This window comes from Pseudomonas sp. PDM09, from assembly GCF_014852305.1.
Lineage (GTDB): Bacteria > Pseudomonadota > Gammaproteobacteria > Pseudomonadales > Pseudomonadaceae > Aquipseudomonas.
The window spans coordinates 312323-328781 of record NZ_JACVBI010000008.1 but is presented as its reverse complement, the minus strand read 5'-3'; the positions used below and the strand labels follow the sequence as shown (position 1 = coordinate 328781).

15 protein-coding genes are annotated in these 16459 nt (G+C 60.0%); 10 read left to right on the top strand and 5 right to left on the bottom strand.

Annotated elements, in window-relative coordinates; genetic code table 11:
* Positions 1–104: 104 nt before the first annotated feature.
* The 3 genes from IB250_RS20800 to IB250_RS20790 are packed head-to-tail and all read right to left on the bottom strand — an operon-like array spanning position 105 to position 2743.
* On the bottom strand, positions 105–971 hold the full coding sequence (locus tag IB250_RS20800; protein WP_192345430.1) for a ChaN family lipoprotein: 867 nt from the start codon (positions 969–971) through the stop codon (positions 105–107).
* 21 nt (positions 972–992) lie between these two features.
* Positions 993–1760, bottom strand: a complete 768-nt coding sequence (locus IB250_RS20795; protein WP_192345429.1) for a heme ABC transporter ATP-binding protein — start codon at positions 1758–1760, stop codon at positions 993–995.
* Positions 1760–2743, bottom strand: coding sequence for a FecCD family ABC transporter permease (locus IB250_RS20790; protein ID WP_192345442.1), 984 nt, complete (start codon positions 2741–2743; stop codon positions 1760–1762). The genes IB250_RS20795 and IB250_RS20790 overlap by 1 nt, the downstream gene beginning before the upstream one ends.
* Positions 2744–2983: 240 nt before the next feature.
* On the opposite strand from IB250_RS20790, the gene IB250_RS20785 reads away from it, so the two are divergent.
* On the top strand, positions 2984–3301 hold the full coding sequence (locus IB250_RS20785; RefSeq protein ID WP_192345428.1) for a Rieske (2Fe-2S) protein: 318 nt from the start codon (positions 2984–2986) through the stop codon (positions 3299–3301).
* On the opposite strand, the gene sfsA is transcribed toward IB250_RS20785, so the two are convergent.
* Both sfsA and IB250_RS20775 read right to left on the bottom strand, forming a co-directional pair.
* A complete protein-coding gene (gene sfsA, locus IB250_RS20780) occupies positions 3290–4003 on the bottom strand; it encodes a DNA/RNA nuclease SfsA (RefSeq protein WP_192345427.1) in 714 nt (237 codons plus the stop codon). The genes IB250_RS20785 and sfsA overlap by 12 nt on opposite strands.
* Entirely contained in the window at positions 4003–5175 is a 1173-nt protein-coding gene (locus tag IB250_RS20775) for a pyridoxal phosphate-dependent aminotransferase (protein WP_052967680.1), read from the bottom strand. The genes sfsA and IB250_RS20775 overlap by 1 nt, the downstream gene beginning before the upstream one ends.
* 334 nt (positions 5176–5509) lie before the next feature.
* Between IB250_RS20775 and dksA the strand changes: the two genes are divergently transcribed.
* The 9 genes from dksA (at position 5510) to panC (ending at position 16337) form a co-directional block, all read left to right on the top strand.
* Entirely contained in the window at positions 5510–5953 is a 444-nt protein-coding gene (gene dksA, locus IB250_RS20770) for an RNA polymerase-binding protein DksA (protein WP_030130357.1), read from the top strand.
* A 204-nt stretch (positions 5954–6157) separates the two neighbouring features.
* Entirely contained in the window at positions 6158–7054 is an 897-nt protein-coding gene (gene gluQRS / locus IB250_RS20765; RefSeq protein WP_192345426.1) for a tRNA glutamyl-Q(34) synthetase GluQRS, read from the top strand.
* Between the two features lie 77 nt (positions 7055–7131).
* Positions 7132–7308 carry a hypothetical protein gene (locus tag IB250_RS20760; RefSeq protein ID WP_003176118.1) on the top strand — a complete coding sequence of 59 codons (177 nt, stop codon included), beginning with the start codon at positions 7132–7134 and terminating at the stop codon, positions 7306–7308.
* Positions 7292–10246, top strand: a complete 2955-nt coding sequence (locus IB250_RS20755) for a sensor histidine kinase (RefSeq protein ID WP_192345425.1) — start codon at positions 7292–7294, stop codon at positions 10244–10246. The genes IB250_RS20760 and IB250_RS20755 overlap by 17 nt, the downstream gene beginning before the upstream one ends.
* A 22-nt stretch (positions 10247–10268) precedes the next feature.
* A complete protein-coding gene (locus IB250_RS20750; RefSeq protein ID WP_123497191.1) occupies positions 10269–11705 on the top strand; it encodes a sigma-54-dependent transcriptional regulator in 1437 nt (478 codons plus the stop codon).
* Positions 11706–12414: 709 nt separating this feature from the next.
* Positions 12415–13815, top strand: a complete 1401-nt coding sequence (locus IB250_RS20745; RefSeq protein WP_192345424.1) for a polynucleotide adenylyltransferase PcnB — start codon at positions 12415–12417, stop codon at positions 13813–13815.
* A 3-nt stretch (positions 13816–13818) separates the two neighbouring features.
* Positions 13819–14298: a 2-amino-4-hydroxy-6-hydroxymethyldihydropteridine diphosphokinase gene (gene folK / locus IB250_RS20740; RefSeq protein WP_192345423.1), complete on the top strand. Its 480-nt coding sequence runs from the start codon at positions 13819–13821 to the stop codon at positions 14296–14298.
* A gap of 381 nt (positions 14299–14679) precedes the next feature.
* Entirely contained in the window at positions 14680–15480 is an 801-nt protein-coding gene (panB, locus tag IB250_RS20735; RefSeq protein ID WP_192345422.1) for a 3-methyl-2-oxobutanoate hydroxymethyltransferase, read from the top strand.
* Entirely contained in the window at positions 15477–16337 is an 861-nt protein-coding gene (gene panC, locus IB250_RS20730) for a pantoate--beta-alanine ligase (protein WP_192345421.1), read from the top strand. Before panB ends, panC begins: the two co-directional genes overlap by 4 nt.
* The last annotated feature ends 122 nt before the right edge of the window (positions 16338–16459 follow it).

Here is a 16459-nt window from a genome sequence, read left to right as displayed (position 1 = left end):
GCCCTTGGTTCGGACTCTCAGATTATCTCCTCATCAGGCTAATCACGGTTATTTGACCCGGCTCTTGCCGGGTCTTTTTTTGCCTGTGGAAAACTCGCCAGGTTTTACTGCCCTGACTGCTTGCCGAACTGTTTACGCATTTGCGCGCAGTAATCCTGCGGTGGCGTGGCGGGCGTATACCAAACGTAATCGGCCATGGCCGGCGTGACCTCTGCGCCCCGCTCCGCCAGCATCAATACCATCGGCGCTTCAGACTCACCCAAGTCCTGCACATGGATCGGCACCCCGACATCCTTGCGTGCATGGTACGCGCCAGCAAACAGCAGTGAAGGCGCAGGGGCGGCCAGTAATCGCCCGGCCATCCGCCGGTCACGTTGCTGCTGGACGGCCAGCATCGCGGGCATTTGCGATGTGGGCAGCAAGCCGCAGTGGGAATCGCTGATTTGTGCCAGCAACGTCTCCTTGACCATCGGGGCGTTGGAGCGCGAACCGCTCAATGCCGGGGGGTTGGCGTAGACATTACGGACTTCAAGCGTATCCAGATTGGCCGCCAGCAACGGGTACGGCTGAGTCAGGGCAAAACCAACGATCGGCCCGTACAGATTCCACTCCCAACCCGGTTGCCAGGCCAACGCATTGGGCAAGTCAGCGGGTAGCGGTGAAGAATGCTTAACGTGATCGACGCGCACTTGTTGATCCGGCGTGAGCATTTCCAGCAGTAGACTGCCTTGGGGCCGCCGCTCATTCAGCGTCTGTAATAACCACAATTGCAGTTGATGGTGATCACGATTGTCATGCTGCTCGCCGACGATCAACCGCGAAGGCTTGGCCAACCGTGCAAGCAGTTCCTGCGCGGTCAGGGTTTGCCCGCTGCGCAGGTCCCGGATCTCGCCGCTGACGGGTGGCGGCACCACCGGCACATGCTGACAGGCACTCAGTAACAGCACAGCCAGGATCACCATCACACGCATGTTCTCACCTCGATGAAATGCTCAGCGGGCGATGATCAGCGGATGCCCACGCTCCGGGTGCGGTTGCACCAGTACTTCCAGCCCGAACACGGCCTTGAGCGGTTCCGGGCGCAATACCTGCTCCGGCGTATCCAGCGCCACGGGACGCCCACCTTCGAGCAGTAATAGACGATCACAATAGCGTGCCGCCAGGTTCAGATCATGCAGGATCACCAGCACCGCGGCACCACGATTGGCGAACTCGCGCACCGCTTGCAGAGTGGTGTGTTGGTGCAGCGGGTCGAGCATCGACGTCGGTTCGTCGAGCAACAACGTTTGCCCCGCCTCCCCCGGCCACAACTGCGCCAGGACGCGTGCCAGGTGCACCCGCTGACGCTCACCACCGGACAATGCCAGATAACTACGACCACTCAGGTGCTGCGCATCGGCCGCGTGCAGCGCGGCGGCGACGATTTCGTCATCCCTGACCCGGCCGCTTTGATAAGGCAAACGCCCCATGCCGACCACTTCTTCGACGCGAAAGGCAAAGTCCAGGGTCGACACCTGCGGCAACACCGCCAAACGCTGGGCTCGCTGCGCCCCGGCCCAATGATTCAGCTCGCGCTCATCGAGCCAGACGCTGCCGTGGTCCGCCTGCAATTCGCCGCATAGGGCACCGAGCAATGTGCTTTTACCGGCACCATTGGGGCCCAGCACGCCGAGCACTTCGCCCGGTTTGAGCTCAAGCGTGATGCCCGTAAGGACAATCTTTCGGCCTCGCCGGATTTGCAGATTCTGCGCGCGCAACATCAGGCACGCCCCCTGAGCAGTAAATACAGAAAGAACGGTGCACCGATGAAAGCCGTGACAATCCCGATCGGCAACTCGGCCGGCGCCAGGGCCAGCCGCGCCACCAGATCGGCAAACAACAAGAGACTGGCCCCCGCCAATACCGACGCCGGCAACAACACCCGATGATCGGGACCGGCCAGCAGCCGTACCAGATGCGGCACCACCAGGCCGACAAACCCGATCATCCCCGCTGCCGCTACCGCCGCGCCGACGCCCAGTGCCGTGCAGAACACCAGTTCGCGCTTAAGCCTTTCGACATCAATACCCAGATGACCGGCCTCTGACTCCCCCAGCAACAATGCATTCAAGGCCTTGGCCCGACGCGGCAGCCACAGCGCCACACCGGTGCTCACTAGCAACAACGGCCAAAGTCGCGAATAACTGGCGCCGTTAAGGCTGCCCAGGTTCCAGAACGTCAAGGTGCGCAGGGTCGCGTCATCCGCCAGATAGGTGAATAACCCTACCGCCGAACCGGCCAGGGCAGTCAATGCAATACCGGCCAGCAGCATGGTGGCGACGTTGGTCTGGCCATTGCGTCGCCCCAGTCGATAGACCAGCGCCGTTACACCCAGCCCACCGAGAAACGCGCACACCGATAACAGGTAAGGCCCGAAGGATTCCGGCAGACCGCCGAACACCGAGCCGCCGACAATCGCGATGGCTGCGCCCAATGCCGCGCCGCTGGAGACTCCCACCAATCCCGGATCGGCCAGAGGGTTGCGAAACAGGCCCTGCATCGCCACGCCGGACAGCGCCAAAACGCCGCCCACCGCCAAGCCGAGCAAGGTTCGCGGCAAGCGAATCCGCCCCAGGATCAACTCGGCCTGCTCCAACCCGTCGGGCGCGATGGGTAAACCCATCAGCCGCAACGCCGCGCGTAACGTGTCGAACAACGGCAAACTCACCGGACCCAACGCCAGCGACAACCAGATCGCCAGCAAACACAGCAGGCTCAGGCCAATGAATAATGCACGGGGTTTAACCAGAACGGTCATTGGCAGGTCGCACTCAGGCGCATAAACAGCTTCCTTGAAAAGTTTTGCCGGGCATCGAGAGAACAGGCCAAGTATCCTCGGCCTCCGGCAATCGCCCTGGGGGTGAGCGGCCATTTGATATTTGCTTGCATTTGAACGTCAAGCTCGGACATATCCGCTCACGAGCTGCGGGACTTGAGGATAGACATGAAGCTTCTTTGCACAGGCGCCGAATTGGCTGACGCCAGCAGTCGCGGTTTCGACGTTGATGGTCAAAAGCTCTTCGCCGTGCGTCGGGGCGGCCGGGTGTATGTGTATGAAAATCGCTGCCCGCACCGGGGCGTCGGACTGGAATGGAAACCCGACCAGTTTCTCGACCCCAGCAACAGCCTGATCCAGTGCGCCACCCATGGCGCACTGTTTCTGATCGAAGACGGCGAATGCGTCGCCGGCCCGTGCGCCGGGCAATCCCTGACCACCATTCCCTGCCGCGAAGACGAGCAAGGGATCTGGCTAACCGTTTAACAGCACCTCCAGGCGCCGATCAACCACCATCTCTTCGTGGGTCAAGTGCACGCCATACGCCAGCACTTCGACCCCGCACGCCACCGCTTCGCGTAACGCAGCCGCGTAGGCCGAATCGATTTCTTCAGCAGGACGCACGGCGTCGATGCCGGTCAGGTTCACGCAATACAATTGCACGGCACGAATCCCGTCCCGGGCCAAATGCGCCAACTCCCGCAAATGTTTGGCCCCGCGCTGGGTCACTGCGTCTGGAAATGCCGCCACCAACGAGCCATCGAAGCCCAGGGTGACGCTTTTGACTTCTACATAGGCTGGCCCGCTCGGGTAGTCGAGACGGAAATCGATGCGGCTGCTCTCTTGACCGTAGGCCACTTCGCGCTTCAGTTCGGTAAAGCCGTTCAGCTCGGTGATGACATTGGCCCGCAACGCCTCTTCGATCAAACCGTTGGCGCGCCCGGTGTTTACGCAGAACAACCGCCCTTGCGGGGTTTCCCCGACTTCCCAGGTGCCGGGCAATTTACGCTTGGGGTCGTTGGAACGGCTGAACCAGACCTGCCCGCCTTCGACTTGGCAATTAAGCATCGAACCGGTGTTTGGGCAGTGAATAGTCAGCAACTCGCCGCTAACGGTTTCGATATCGGCGAGAAAACGTTTGTAGCGACGAATCAAGCGACCTTCTTCGAGGGGAGGATGAAAACGCATCAGCCTTGCCAGCTCCGCAAACCACGAGCGATCCGCTCAACCGCTTCCTGCAAACGTGGAAGACTTTGGGTGTAGGCAAACCGCACATGATGCCCAGCCTGATAACGACCGAAGTCCAGGCCCGGCGTAATCGCGACGTGCTCGGTTTCGAGGAAATGTCGGCAAAACGCGAAGGCATCGCCGCCGAACTTGCTGATATCGGCGTACAAATAGAAAGCACCTTCCGGCTCTACGGCAATACCGAAGCCCAATTCACGCAGGGCTGGCAACAGGAAATCACGACGTCGTCCGAACTCGGCGCGGCGCTCCTCGAAAATTTGAATAGTGGCGGGTTCGAAGCAAGCCAATGCGGCGTGCTGGGCCATGCTCGGCGCACTGATGTAGAGGTTTTGGGCGAGCTTCTCCAGCTCACCGACCGCCGCTTCTGGCGCGACCAGCCAACCGAGACGCCAGCCGGTCATGCCGAAATACTTGGAAAAACTATTAAGGACGAAGGCGCTGTCATCGACTTCCAGCACGCTGGCCGCATCCGTGCCGTACGTCAGGCCATGGTAGATCTCGTCGACCACCAAATGGCCGTGGCGGGCCTTGATCGCTGCAGAGAGCCCGGCCAATTCGTCGCGGGTCAGGATGGTCCCGGTCGGGTTGGCCGGCGATGCCACCAGGGCGCCGACGCTGTCGTGATCCCAGTGGCGCGCCACCAGGTCCGGGGTCAGCTGATAACGCACGTCCGGGCCGACCGGCACCAGTTGCGCCGCGCCTTCCACCAACCGCAGGAAATGCCGGTTGCACGGGTAACCCGGGTCTGCCAGCAGCCAGTGTTTACCTGGGTCCACCAGCAAGGCGCTGGCCAACAGCAACGCGCCTGAACCGCCGGGCGTGATGAGAATTCGTTGCGGATCGATGTTCAGCCCGTAACGTTGCTGATAAAAGCCCGAAATGGCTTCACGCAGCTCAGGAATGCCGCGGGCAGCGGTGTAACGGGTCTTCCCCGCCGTCAACGCGGCCTGGCCGGCCTGGATGATCGGCTCGGCGGTGGTGAAGTCCGGCTCGCCGATTTCCAGATGAATCACGTCGTGCCCGGCTGCTTGCAACTCGTTGGCTCGCGCCAGCAGGGCCATGACGTGAAACGGTTCGATAGCGCGACTGCGCGCACTGTAGGACAGAGCCATTAGCCTTCCTTACAACGGGGAAAAGAATCGATTCTACCCAAGCGCAGGAACGAGCGAGAACCTAAAGCGGTCAGAGCCCATATAACGCTGGTCTCAAACGGTTCAAGCGTATGCTCCAGGTTTGACTAAAATCAATAATTGATCAGGTCTCCAGAGCCACCAGGCAAGGCTTTGCAATCTTTTGCAAGGCCCACGGGCCGCGGGCTCGACATCCGGGAGTAGCGCGGTCCGATTTGATCTGGTAAGTTCGCCCGCTTGCAGCCGCAGGGCCGGCAGGTGTCGGTGATGGAGCAATCCTGCGCAATGGATTACAAGAGTAGAGGCGGTCCATTTCATGCCCACCCAAGCAAAGCAACAGCAGAACCAGTCGATCAGCGGCTTCGAACCCTACAAAGAAGTGAAGGGCGAAGAGTACATGGGCAAGCCCATGCGCGCTCACTTCACCAAGATCCTGAACAAGTGGAAACAGGACTTGATGCAGGAAGTCGACCGTACTGTTGATCACATGAAAGACGAAGCGGCCAACTTTCCTGACCCGGCAGACCGTGCCAGCCAGGAAGAGGAATTCAGCCTCGAATTGCGCGCCCGCGACCGCGAGCGCAAGCTGATCAAGAAAATCGACAAAACCCTGCAATTGATCGAAGACGAAGAATACGGCTGGTGCGAGTCCTGCGGCGTCGAAATCGGCGTCAAGCGACTGGAAGCCCGCCCTACCGCCGACATGTGCGTTGACTGCAAGACCCTGGCGGAAATCAAGGAAAAGCAAGTCGGCAAGTAATCTTGGCGACTTGAACGAAGAACGGAGCGTGCGAACGCTCCGTTTTTTTGTTTCTGACATTTGCCCTGGCAGCAAATCTGTGGGAGCGAGCCTGCTCGCGAATGCGGTGTGTCAGGCAACACTAATGTTGGAGCTGATGCCCCCTTCGCGAGCAGGCTCGCTCCCACAGGGACTTGCGCACGACCAGAGAAGTAACATTCGTCCATGACTGCTACGACTTCCCCTCTTTACATCGGCCGTTTCGCTCCTACACCCAGCGGCCACTTGCACTTCGGTTCGCTGGTCGCAGCACTGGCCTCCTACCTCGACGCCCGTTCGGTCGGCGGCCGCTGGTTGGTGCGCATGGAAGATCTCGATCCGCCACGGGAAGAGCCCGGCGCTCAGGCAGCGATTCTCAAGGCGCTGGAAAGCTACGGGTTCGATTGGGATGGCGACATGGTCCGACAGAGTGACCGGCACGCTGCCTATGACGAAGTCATCAATCGCCTGTTCAATCAGGGCCTGGCCTACGCTTGCACCTGCTCGCGCAAGCAATTGGAGCCGTATCACGGCATCTATCCCGGGTTCTGCCGCAACGCAGGGCACGGCACCGAGAACGCCGCGATCCGCCTGCGTGTACCGGAACTGGAATACCACTTCATCGACCGGGTGCAGGGCGAGTTCCGTCAACATCTGGGGCGGGAGGTGGGTGATTTCGTGATCCGCCGCCGCGATGGGCTCTACGCCTATCAATTGGCAGTGGTGCTGGACGACGCCTGGCAAGGCATCACCGATATCGTGCGAGGCGCCGATCTGCTGGATTCCACGCCGCGCCAGCTCTATCTGCAAGAACTGCTGGGCCTGCCGCAACCGCGCTACCTGCACATCCCGCTGATTACCCAGCCTGACGGCCACAAACTCGGCAAATCCTATCGCTCGCCGCCGCTGACCGAAGATCAGGCCACGCCGCTGTTGCTGCGCGCATTGCGGGCGCTGGGGCACAAACCGGCGACCGAACTGAATGACGCCACGCCACGGCAAGTGCTGAACTGGGGGATTACCCACTGGGATGCATCGCTGATCCCGCGCACACTGACGTTGCCTGAAGCGCAACTGCAGTGATGCCACTTGCAGTGGCGCGCCCATCCGTTACCATCGCCGCACGTTTTCGGGCACGCGCATAAAAAAGAGAGGCCGGGATGTACATCTATCGCTTGGTCCTGCTCCTGGTAGTGGGGATTTATCTGTTCTCCCCGGCCATCATGGATTGGTGGATCGACGCCACGGGCGCCTGGTATCGCCCTTATTTGCTCTGGCTGATTCTGATTGTCGTGACCTTCATCCTGCAGAGCCAAAAAGATGCCGATGAGCTTTAGCCTGACCCAGATGATCCTGATCAGCGCCGCGTACCTGGCGGTGCTGTTCGGCGTGGCCTGGATCAGCGAACGGGGGATGATCCCCCGGGCGATCATTCGCCACCCGCTGACGTACACCCTGTCGCTGGGCGTCTACGCCAGTGCCTGGGCGTTTTACGGCACGGTGGGCCTGGCCTATCAGTACGGCTACGGTTTTCTGTCCAGCTACCTCGGGGTTTCCGGAGCGTTTCTGCTGGCGCCGGTGCTTCTGTACCCGATCCTGAAAATCACCCGCACTTATCAACTCTCGTCCCTGGCCGACTTGTTCGCGTTTCGTTTCCGCAGCACTTGGGCCGGCGCACTGACGACAATTTTCATGCTGATCGGCGTGCTGCCGTTGCTGGCACTGCAGATTCAGGCAGTGGCCGATTCCATCAGCATCCTCACCCGCGAGCCGGTGCAGCATCGCGTGGCGCTGAGCTTCTGCGCACTGATTACGCTGTTCACGATTTTCTTCGGCTCACGCCACATCGCTACCCGCGAGAAACATGAAGGCCTGGTGTTCGCGATTGCCTTCGAATCGGTGATCAAACTGATCGCGATTGGCGGCGTCGGCCTGTATGCGCTGTACGGCGTGTTCGACGGCCCGCAGCAGCTGGAACTGTGGCTGCTGCAAAACCAGACCGCCCTCGCCGCCCTGCACACACCATTGCAGGAAGGCCCGTGGCGCACGCTGCTGCTGGTGTTCTTCGCCTCGGCGATCGTGATGCCGCACATGTACCACATGACCTTTACCGAAAACCTCAACCCGCGCTCGCTGGTCAGTGCGAGCTGGGGTTTACCGCTGTTTTTGCTGTTGATGAGCCTCGCGGTGCCGCTGATTCTCTGGGCAGGGCTGAAACTCGGCGCCACGACCAATCCGGAATACTTCACCCTGGGCATCGGCATCGCCGCCAACAACAAAGCCTTGGCGCTATTGGCCTATGTCGGCGGATTGTCAGCGGCCAGCGGTTTGATCATCGTCACCACGCTGGCGCTCTCCGGGATGGCGCTGAACCATCTGGTGCTGCCGCTCTATCAGCCGCCGGCCGAAGGCAATATTTACCGTTGGCTGAAATGGACCCGCCGGGCGCTGATCGTCGCGATCATCATGGCCGGTTACGGCTTCTACCTGATGCTGGGTGCCGAGCAGGACCTGGCCAACCTCGGCATCGTCGCCTTCGTCGCCACGTTGCAGTTCCTGCCAGGGGTGTTGTCGGTGCTGTACTGGCCGACCGCCAACCGTCGCGGCTTCATCGCAGGCCTGCTGGCGGGGATTCTGGTGTGGCTGGTGACCATGCTGCTGCCGCTGGTCGGCAATCTGCAAGGCTTCTACATTCCGCTGTTGAACATGATTTACGTGCTGGACGACACCAGCTGGCACATGGCAGCAATCGCCTCGCTGGCTGCCAACGTGCTGATGTTCACGCTGATCTCGTTGTTCACCAACGCCAGCCCTGAAGAAGCCAGCGCCGCCGAAGCCTGTGCGGTGGACAACGTTCGCCGCCCGCAACGCCGCGAACTGCATGCAGCCTCGCCTCAGGAATTTGCCACGCAGCTTGCAAAACCATTGGGCGCCAAGGCAGCACAGAAAGAAGTCGAACAGGCGCTGCGTGACCTCTATCTGCCGTTCGATGAACGCCGGCCATACGCCTTGCGCCGTTTGCGTGACCGTATCGAAGCCAACCTTTCCGGCCTGATGGGGCCAAGCGTGGCGCAGGACATGGTCGAAACCTTCCTGCCCTACAAGGCTGGCGGAGAAAACTACGTCACCGAAGACATCCACTTCATCGAAAGCCGTCTTGAGGACTACCACTCGCGCCTCACCGGTCTTGCCGCTGAACTCGATGCCCTGCGCCGCTACCACCGCCAGACCTTGCAGGAATTGCCGATGGGCGTGTGCTCGCTGGCCAAGGATCAGGAAATCCTCATGTGGAACAAAGCCATGGAGGAACTGACCGGGATTGCCGCGCAGCGTGTGGTCGGTTCGCGCCTGAGCACCATTGGCGATCCGTGGAGAGAACTGCTGCAAGGCTTCATCAATCTGCCGGACGAGCATTTGCACAAACAGCACCTGGCCCTCGACGGTCAGACGCGCTGGCTGAACCTGCACAAAGCGGCGATCGATGAACCGCTGGCGCCGGGTAACAGTGGCCTGGTGCTGCTGGTGGAAGATTTGACCGAAACCCAGATGCTCGAAGACAAACTGGTGCACTCCGAGCGCTTGGCCAGCATCGGTCGACTGGCGGCCGGCGTGGCCCATGAAATCGGCAACCCGATCACCGGCATTGCCTGTCTCGCGCAGAACTTGCGCGAAGAGCGTGAGGACGATACCGAACTCACGGAAATCAGCGGGCAGATCCTCGAGCAGACCAAACGCGTGTCACGCATCGTTCAGTCGCTGATGAGCTTCGCCCATGCCGGCAGTTATCAGCACAGTGACGAGCCCGTCTGTCTGGCGGAAGTGGCCCAGGATGCCATCGGCCTGCTGGCCTTGAACCGGCGCAATTTCGAAGTACAGTTCTATAACCTGTGCGATCCCGACCACTGGGTCGAAGGTGACCCGCAGCGGCTCGCCCAGGTATTGATCAACCTGCTCTCAAATGCCCGCGACGCCTCGCCTCCGGGCAGTGCGGTGCGAGTCAAAAGCGAAGCCGGCGAACACACGGTCGATCTGATCGTCGAAGACGAAGGCAGTGGTATTCCCTCGAGCATCATGGACCGACTGTTCGAACCTTTCTTCACCACCAAGGACCCTGGCGAAGGCACCGGTCTGGGCCTTGCACTGGTCTATTCCATCGTTGAAGAGCATTATGGACAAATCACCATCGACAGCCCGGCTGATGTTCAAAGCCAACGCGGCACCCGTATCCGGGTAACTTTGCCGCGTCATGTCGAAGCGACGTCCGCTGTGAACTGAGACCGTCGAGAGTATCGAATCAATGCCGCACATTTTGATCGTCGAAGACGAAACAATTATCCGCTCCGCCTTGCGCCGTCTGCTGGAACGTAACCAGTACCAGGTCAGCGAAGCCGGATCCGTGCAGGAAGCACAAGAGCGTTTCAGCATTCCCACATTTGACCTGATCGTCAGCGACCTGCGCCTGCCGGGCGCCCCCGGTACCGAGTTGATCAAACTTGGCCAGGGCACTCCGGTGCTGATCATGACCAGTTACGCCAGCCTGCGTTCGGCCGTCGACTCCATGAAAATGGGCGCGGTGGATTACATCGCCAAGCCTTTCGATCACGACGAAATGCTCCAGGCCGTCGCACGAATCCTGCGTGACCGGCAATCGGCGCAAGCCAGCGGTGAACCGGTCGTCGGCAAGACGAGCAATGGTGCTGCGAAAAATGGTGTCGACAACAGCAACGGCGAAATCGGCATTATCGGCTCCTGCCCGCCGATGCAGGACCTGTACAGCAAGATCCGCAAAGTCGCGCCAACCGATTCCAATGTCCTGATCCAGGGCGAGTCCGGTACCGGTAAAGAACTGGTCGCACGCGCCCTGCACAACCTGTCTAAACGCGCCAAGGCGCCGATGATTTCGGTGAACTGCGCGGCCATTCCGGAAAGCCTGATCGAGTCCGAATTGTTCGGCCACGAAAAAGGCGCGTTTACCGGCGCCAGTGCCGGGCGTGCCGGGTTGGTGGAAGCGGCGGACGGCGGCACCTTGTTCCTCGATGAAATCGGTGAACTGCCACTGGAAGCCCAGGCCCGCCTGTTGCGCGTATTGCAGGAAGGTGAAATCCGCCGGGTGGGCTCGGTCCAGTCGCAGAAGGTCGATGTACGCCTGATTGCCGCGACGCACCGGGACCTCAAGAGCCTGGCGAAGATCGGGCAGTTCCGTGAAGACTTGTATTACCGCCTTCACGTAATCGCCCTGAAACTGCCGGCCTTGCGCGAACGCGGCGCAGACGTCAATGAAATTGCCACTGCATTCCTCGCGCGGCAGAGCGCACGGGTCGGCCGTACCGATCTGAAGTTCGCCCAGGATGCCGAACAGGCCATTCGGCATTACTCCTGGCCGGGTAACGTTCGCGAGCTGGAAAATGCGGTCGAGCGCGCGGTGATCCTGTGCGAAAGCCCGGAAATTTCCGCCGAGCTGCTGGGCATCGACATCGAACTGAGCGATCTGGATGACGACGACTTCATCGGCCTGGCGCCGCAGCAGGGCAACGGCGCCGGTAACACCAGCCACGAACCGACCGAAGATTTGTCCCTGGAAGACTACTTCCAGCACTTCGTGCTCGAGCATCAGGATCACATGACCGAAACCGAACTGGCCCGCAAACTCGGGGTCAGTCGCAAATGCCTGTGGGAGCGCCGTCAGCGCCTGGGCATTCCGCGGCGCAAGACCGGGGTAGCCAGCGAGAGCTGAACCGCACCTGTCGCATGTGCGGGTAACACATGACATTGTGAAAAAACTGTTACCTCGGCTTTTTCGCGTAACAGAAGCCGGGGCTTACGGTAACGAAGCCCCGGTTTTTTTGGGTCTCGAAAAACACCATCAGCCCGCCTAACCCCTTGTTTTACTGGGCCTCGCAAAAGTTGGCACGCACCCTGCTATATGTTTAGTACAAGAACAATAACAAGCAATGTACAAGACAATAAAAATAAGACGAATCGACTCACGCACAATAAAAACAAGACGGCGAGAGGCGTAGCTAACTGATTCTTTTGGAGAGGCGTTGCATTTGGGGCTTGCCCCACGACCAGGCCGAGAATAATAAAAAACTGTCTCAAGACAGTGCCTGAACTGGTTGGATCGAACGATCACAGCAACACAGCGACCAAAGCAATCCGTTTGCTCTTGGCTCCCGATTGGGAGGGTCATGAAGGAAAACTTCATGGCGAGGGCGCTCAACAAAAACAAGAAGCCCGAAACCAATAATAAAAATAGAGCATGCAACTACTTCTTGGGGAGCTTCGGCTCCCCTTGTGGTTTCTGCCGTTTACCCCTGCTGCCGACATCCTCTTCACACGCTTGCGCAGCTTCCTACACCATCCCCCGACTAAATGCTAGAATCCCCGCCCATCATGCGGTCATTCTTCGTTATGGCCGAACATTCCTTCAAACAGTGCATCCCATGCTGAAGAAGTTGTTCCAGTCATTCCGTTCTCCCAAGCGTCATACGCAACACATTCGCAGTACGCCTGAAGTGCTCAACAGCGGCCAACATTCGCTGCAAAAGGCACAGTTCAGCCGTTACGCGGTGAATATCGTCGAACGCCTGCAGAACGCCGGTTACCAGGCTTACCTGGTCGGCGGCTGTGTGCGTGACATGCTGCTCGGCATCACGCCGAAAGATTTCGACGTCGCCACCAGCGCCACGCCTGAACAGGTACGCGCCGAATTCCGCAACGCGCGGATTATCGGTCGGCGTTTCAAACTGGTGCATATCCACTTTGGCCGCGAAATCATTGAAGTCGCGACCTTCCGCGCCAATCACCCGCAAAACGACGAAGACGAAGACAGCAACCAATCGTCTCGTAATGAAAGCGGGCGCATATTGCGTGACAACGTCTATGGCACTCTGGAAGAAGACGCGCAACGCCGCGACTTCACCATCAACGCCTTGTATTACGATCCGGTTAGCGAGCGCATTCTCGACTACGCCAACGGCGTACACGACATCCGCAATCACCTGATCCGCCTGATCGGCGATCCGAAGCAACGCTACCAGGAAGACCCGGTGCGGATGCTGCGGGCCGTGCGTTTCGCCGCCAAGCTGAATTTCGGCATCGAAAAACACAGCGCCACGCCCATTCGCGAACTGGCGCCGTTGTTGCGTGAGATCCCGTCGGCTCGTCTGTTCGAAGAAGTGCTCAAGTTGTTCCTCTCCGGCCATGCAGCGGACACTTTCGAAATGCTGGTCGACCTGCAGCTGTTCGATCCGCTGTTCCCGGCGAGTGCGGCAGCGTTGGAGTACAGCCCGACGTACACCCACACGTTGATCAGTGAAGCACTGATCAACACAGACCTGCGAATCAAGCAGAACAAGCCGGTCACCCCGGCGTTCCTGTTTGCCGCCCTGCTCTGGCCTGCCCTGCCGGCGCGTGTGTTGCGCCTGCAAGAACGCGGCATGCCGCCGATTCCGGCGATGCAGGAAGCCGCTCACGAATTGATCGCCGAGCAGTGCCAGCGCATCGCCATTCCGAAACGCTTCACCATGCCGATCCGAGAGATCTGGGACATGCAGGAGCGCTTGCCACGGCGTAGCGGCAAACGCGCCGACCTGTTACTGGACAATCCGCGGTTCCGTGCCGGTTACGACTTCCTGCTGCTGCGCGAAAGCGCCGGGGAGCAGACCGATGGCCTGGGCGAATGGTGGACCGATTATCAGGACGCCAACGACAGCGAACGCAGGGACATGATCCGCGACCTCAGCGGCAAGGACGACGGTACCGGTGCTCCACGCAAACGTCGTCGCAGCGGCGGTGCCAAGCGCAAGCGCGCGGCCGGCGCACCGAGCGCTACAGGCGAATAAGCCATGGAACGCATCTACATCGGCATGGGCAGCAATCTGGCTGACCCCGCCGAACAGTTGCGCAGCGCTGTCGCAGCGCTGGCGCAATTGCCGCAAACCGAACTGATCGGGGTTTCCGGGTTTTATCAAAGCGACTCGCTGCTGCCCGGTCAACCGCGTTACACCAACGCGGTCGCCGCCCTCGACAGCAGCCTCGCGCCGCTGAACCTGCTGGATGCGCTGCAAGCCATCGAGAACGGACAAGGCCGCGAGCGCCTTGAACGCTGGGGCCCGCGCACGCTGGATCTGGATATCGTGCTGTTCGGCGATCGATTGATCGACGAACCTCGCCTCAAAGTTCCCCACTATCACCTGCAGGAACGGGCCTTTGTGCTCTATCCGCTGGCCGAGCTGGCACCGGCTGATCTGCGCCTGGCCGATGGCCGCACCCTCGCAGAATTACTCGCTGCCTGCCCGTTCGTCGGGTTGGAACGCTTCTCTTAAAATTGACAAAAAACCCTGTGGGAGCGGGCTTGCCCGCGATAGCGACTTTACATTCAACATCAATGTTGACCGATAGTCCGCCATCGCGGGCAAGCCCGCTCCCACAATGGTTTCTGTCGTATCAAAGATTTGCATCAGCAAAAACCTGCTGAATCGCATCAGTAACGCCGGTAACACCCCACGCGTAACAACGCGGTAACACACGCAATTGACTTCCCGGGTTCTCCTCACGACTATAGGCGTCCCGCTGCCGCCAACGCGGCGCCATAGGGCGCAATCCAGGCCTTACAAGCACCACGAAAGAAGGTGCGCCTGTATAAATGACGAATCACGCGCGTTACTCGCAGTAGTTTCCATAGCGCCTGTAATGAGGATTTTTTCATGCCAGCCATCACCCTGACCACGCTCCAGAGCCTCAAGCAGAAAGGTGAAAAGATCACCATGCTGACCTGCTATGACGCGACCTTCGCCCACGCCTGCAACGAGGCTGGGGTTGAAGTGCTGCTGGTGGGCGACTCACTCGGCATGGTCTTGCAAGGTCACGACAGCACCCTGCCGGTGACCACCGCCGAAATGGCCTACCACGTGGCAGCCGTCAAACGCGGCAACACCGATGCCCTGATCCTCGCCGACCTGCCCTTCATGGCCTACGCCACCCTCGAACAAACCATGACCAACAGCGCCCTGTTGATGCAGGCCGGTGCACACATGGTCAAGGTTGAAGGAGCATTGTGGCTCGCGGACTCGATCCGTCTGCTGGCCGAACGTGGCATCCCGGTGTGCGCGCACCTGGGGCTGACGCCGCAATCGGTCAACATCCTGGGTGGCTATAAAGTCCAGGGCCGCAACGAGAACCAGGCGCGGCAAATGCGTGCCGACGCGATTTCCCTGGAACAGGCGGGTGCGGCCATGCTGCTGCTCGAATGCGTGCCCAGCGAACTGGCCGAAGAAATCTCCCAGGCGGTGAAAATCCCGGTGATCGGCATCGGCGCCGGCAGTGGCACCGACGGCCAGGTGCTGGTCCTGCACGACATGCTGGGCTTGTCCATTACCGGCCGCGTGCCGAAATTCGTGAAGAATTTCATGACTGGCCAAACCAGCGTCCAGGCAGCCTTGAGCGCTTACGTCACTGAAGTCAAAGCGGCGACTTTCCCTGGCATCGAACACGGATTCTCTGCATGAACACCGTAAAAACCGTCCGCGAACTGCGGGCCGCCGTGGCCCGCGCCCGTAGCGAAGGTAAACGTATCGGCTTCGTGCCGACCATGGGCAACCTGCACAGCGGGCATATCGCGCTGATTACCAAAGCCACCCAACGGGTGGATTTCGTGGTCGCGAGCATTTTCGTCAACCCGCTGCAGTTCGGCGCCGGCGAAGACCTGGACAAGTACCCGCGAACCCTGGCCGCCGATCAGGAGAAACTGCTTCAGGCCGGTTGCCATCTGCTGTTCGCACCCACCGTCGAAGAAATGTACCCCGATGGCATGGCCGGTCAGACCCGCGTCAGTGTTCCGCAACTGTCCGAGGGCCTGTGCGGCGCCAGCCGTCCGGGGCATTTCGAAGGGGTAGCGACCGTAGTCAGCAAGCTATTCAACATGGTCCAGCCGGACCTGGCGATCTTCGGCCAGAAAGACTTCCAGCAATTGGCGGTGATTCGCGCCCTGGTGCATGACTTGAACATGCCGATCCAGATTATCGGTGAGCCTACCGTACGTGCGGCCGACGGTCTGGCGCTGTCGTCGCGCAATGGTTTCCTCAACGAAGAACAGCGGGCCATCGCGCCGGTGGTCTATCGCACCCTGACCCATATTGCCGATGCAATTAAACAGGGCGAGCGGGATTACCCGACGTTGATCAACGAGCAGATCAAGCAACTCGAAGCCGCCGGTCTGCGAGTGGACTATCTGGAAATTCGTCATGCGCTGACCTTGCGTCCGGCGACGGCGGAAGATCGGGATCTGGTGATTCTGGTGGCAGCCTTCCTGGGCACGACGCGGTTGATCGACAACCTGCATTTGAACCTCGACGCGCCAGCCTGAGCACCGCAAAACCAATGTGGGAGCGGGCTTGCTCGCGAAGAGGCCATCACATTCAACATCATCGTTGACTGTCAGACCGCTTTCGCGAGCAAGCCCGCTCCCACATTAGATCTACGTCGTTT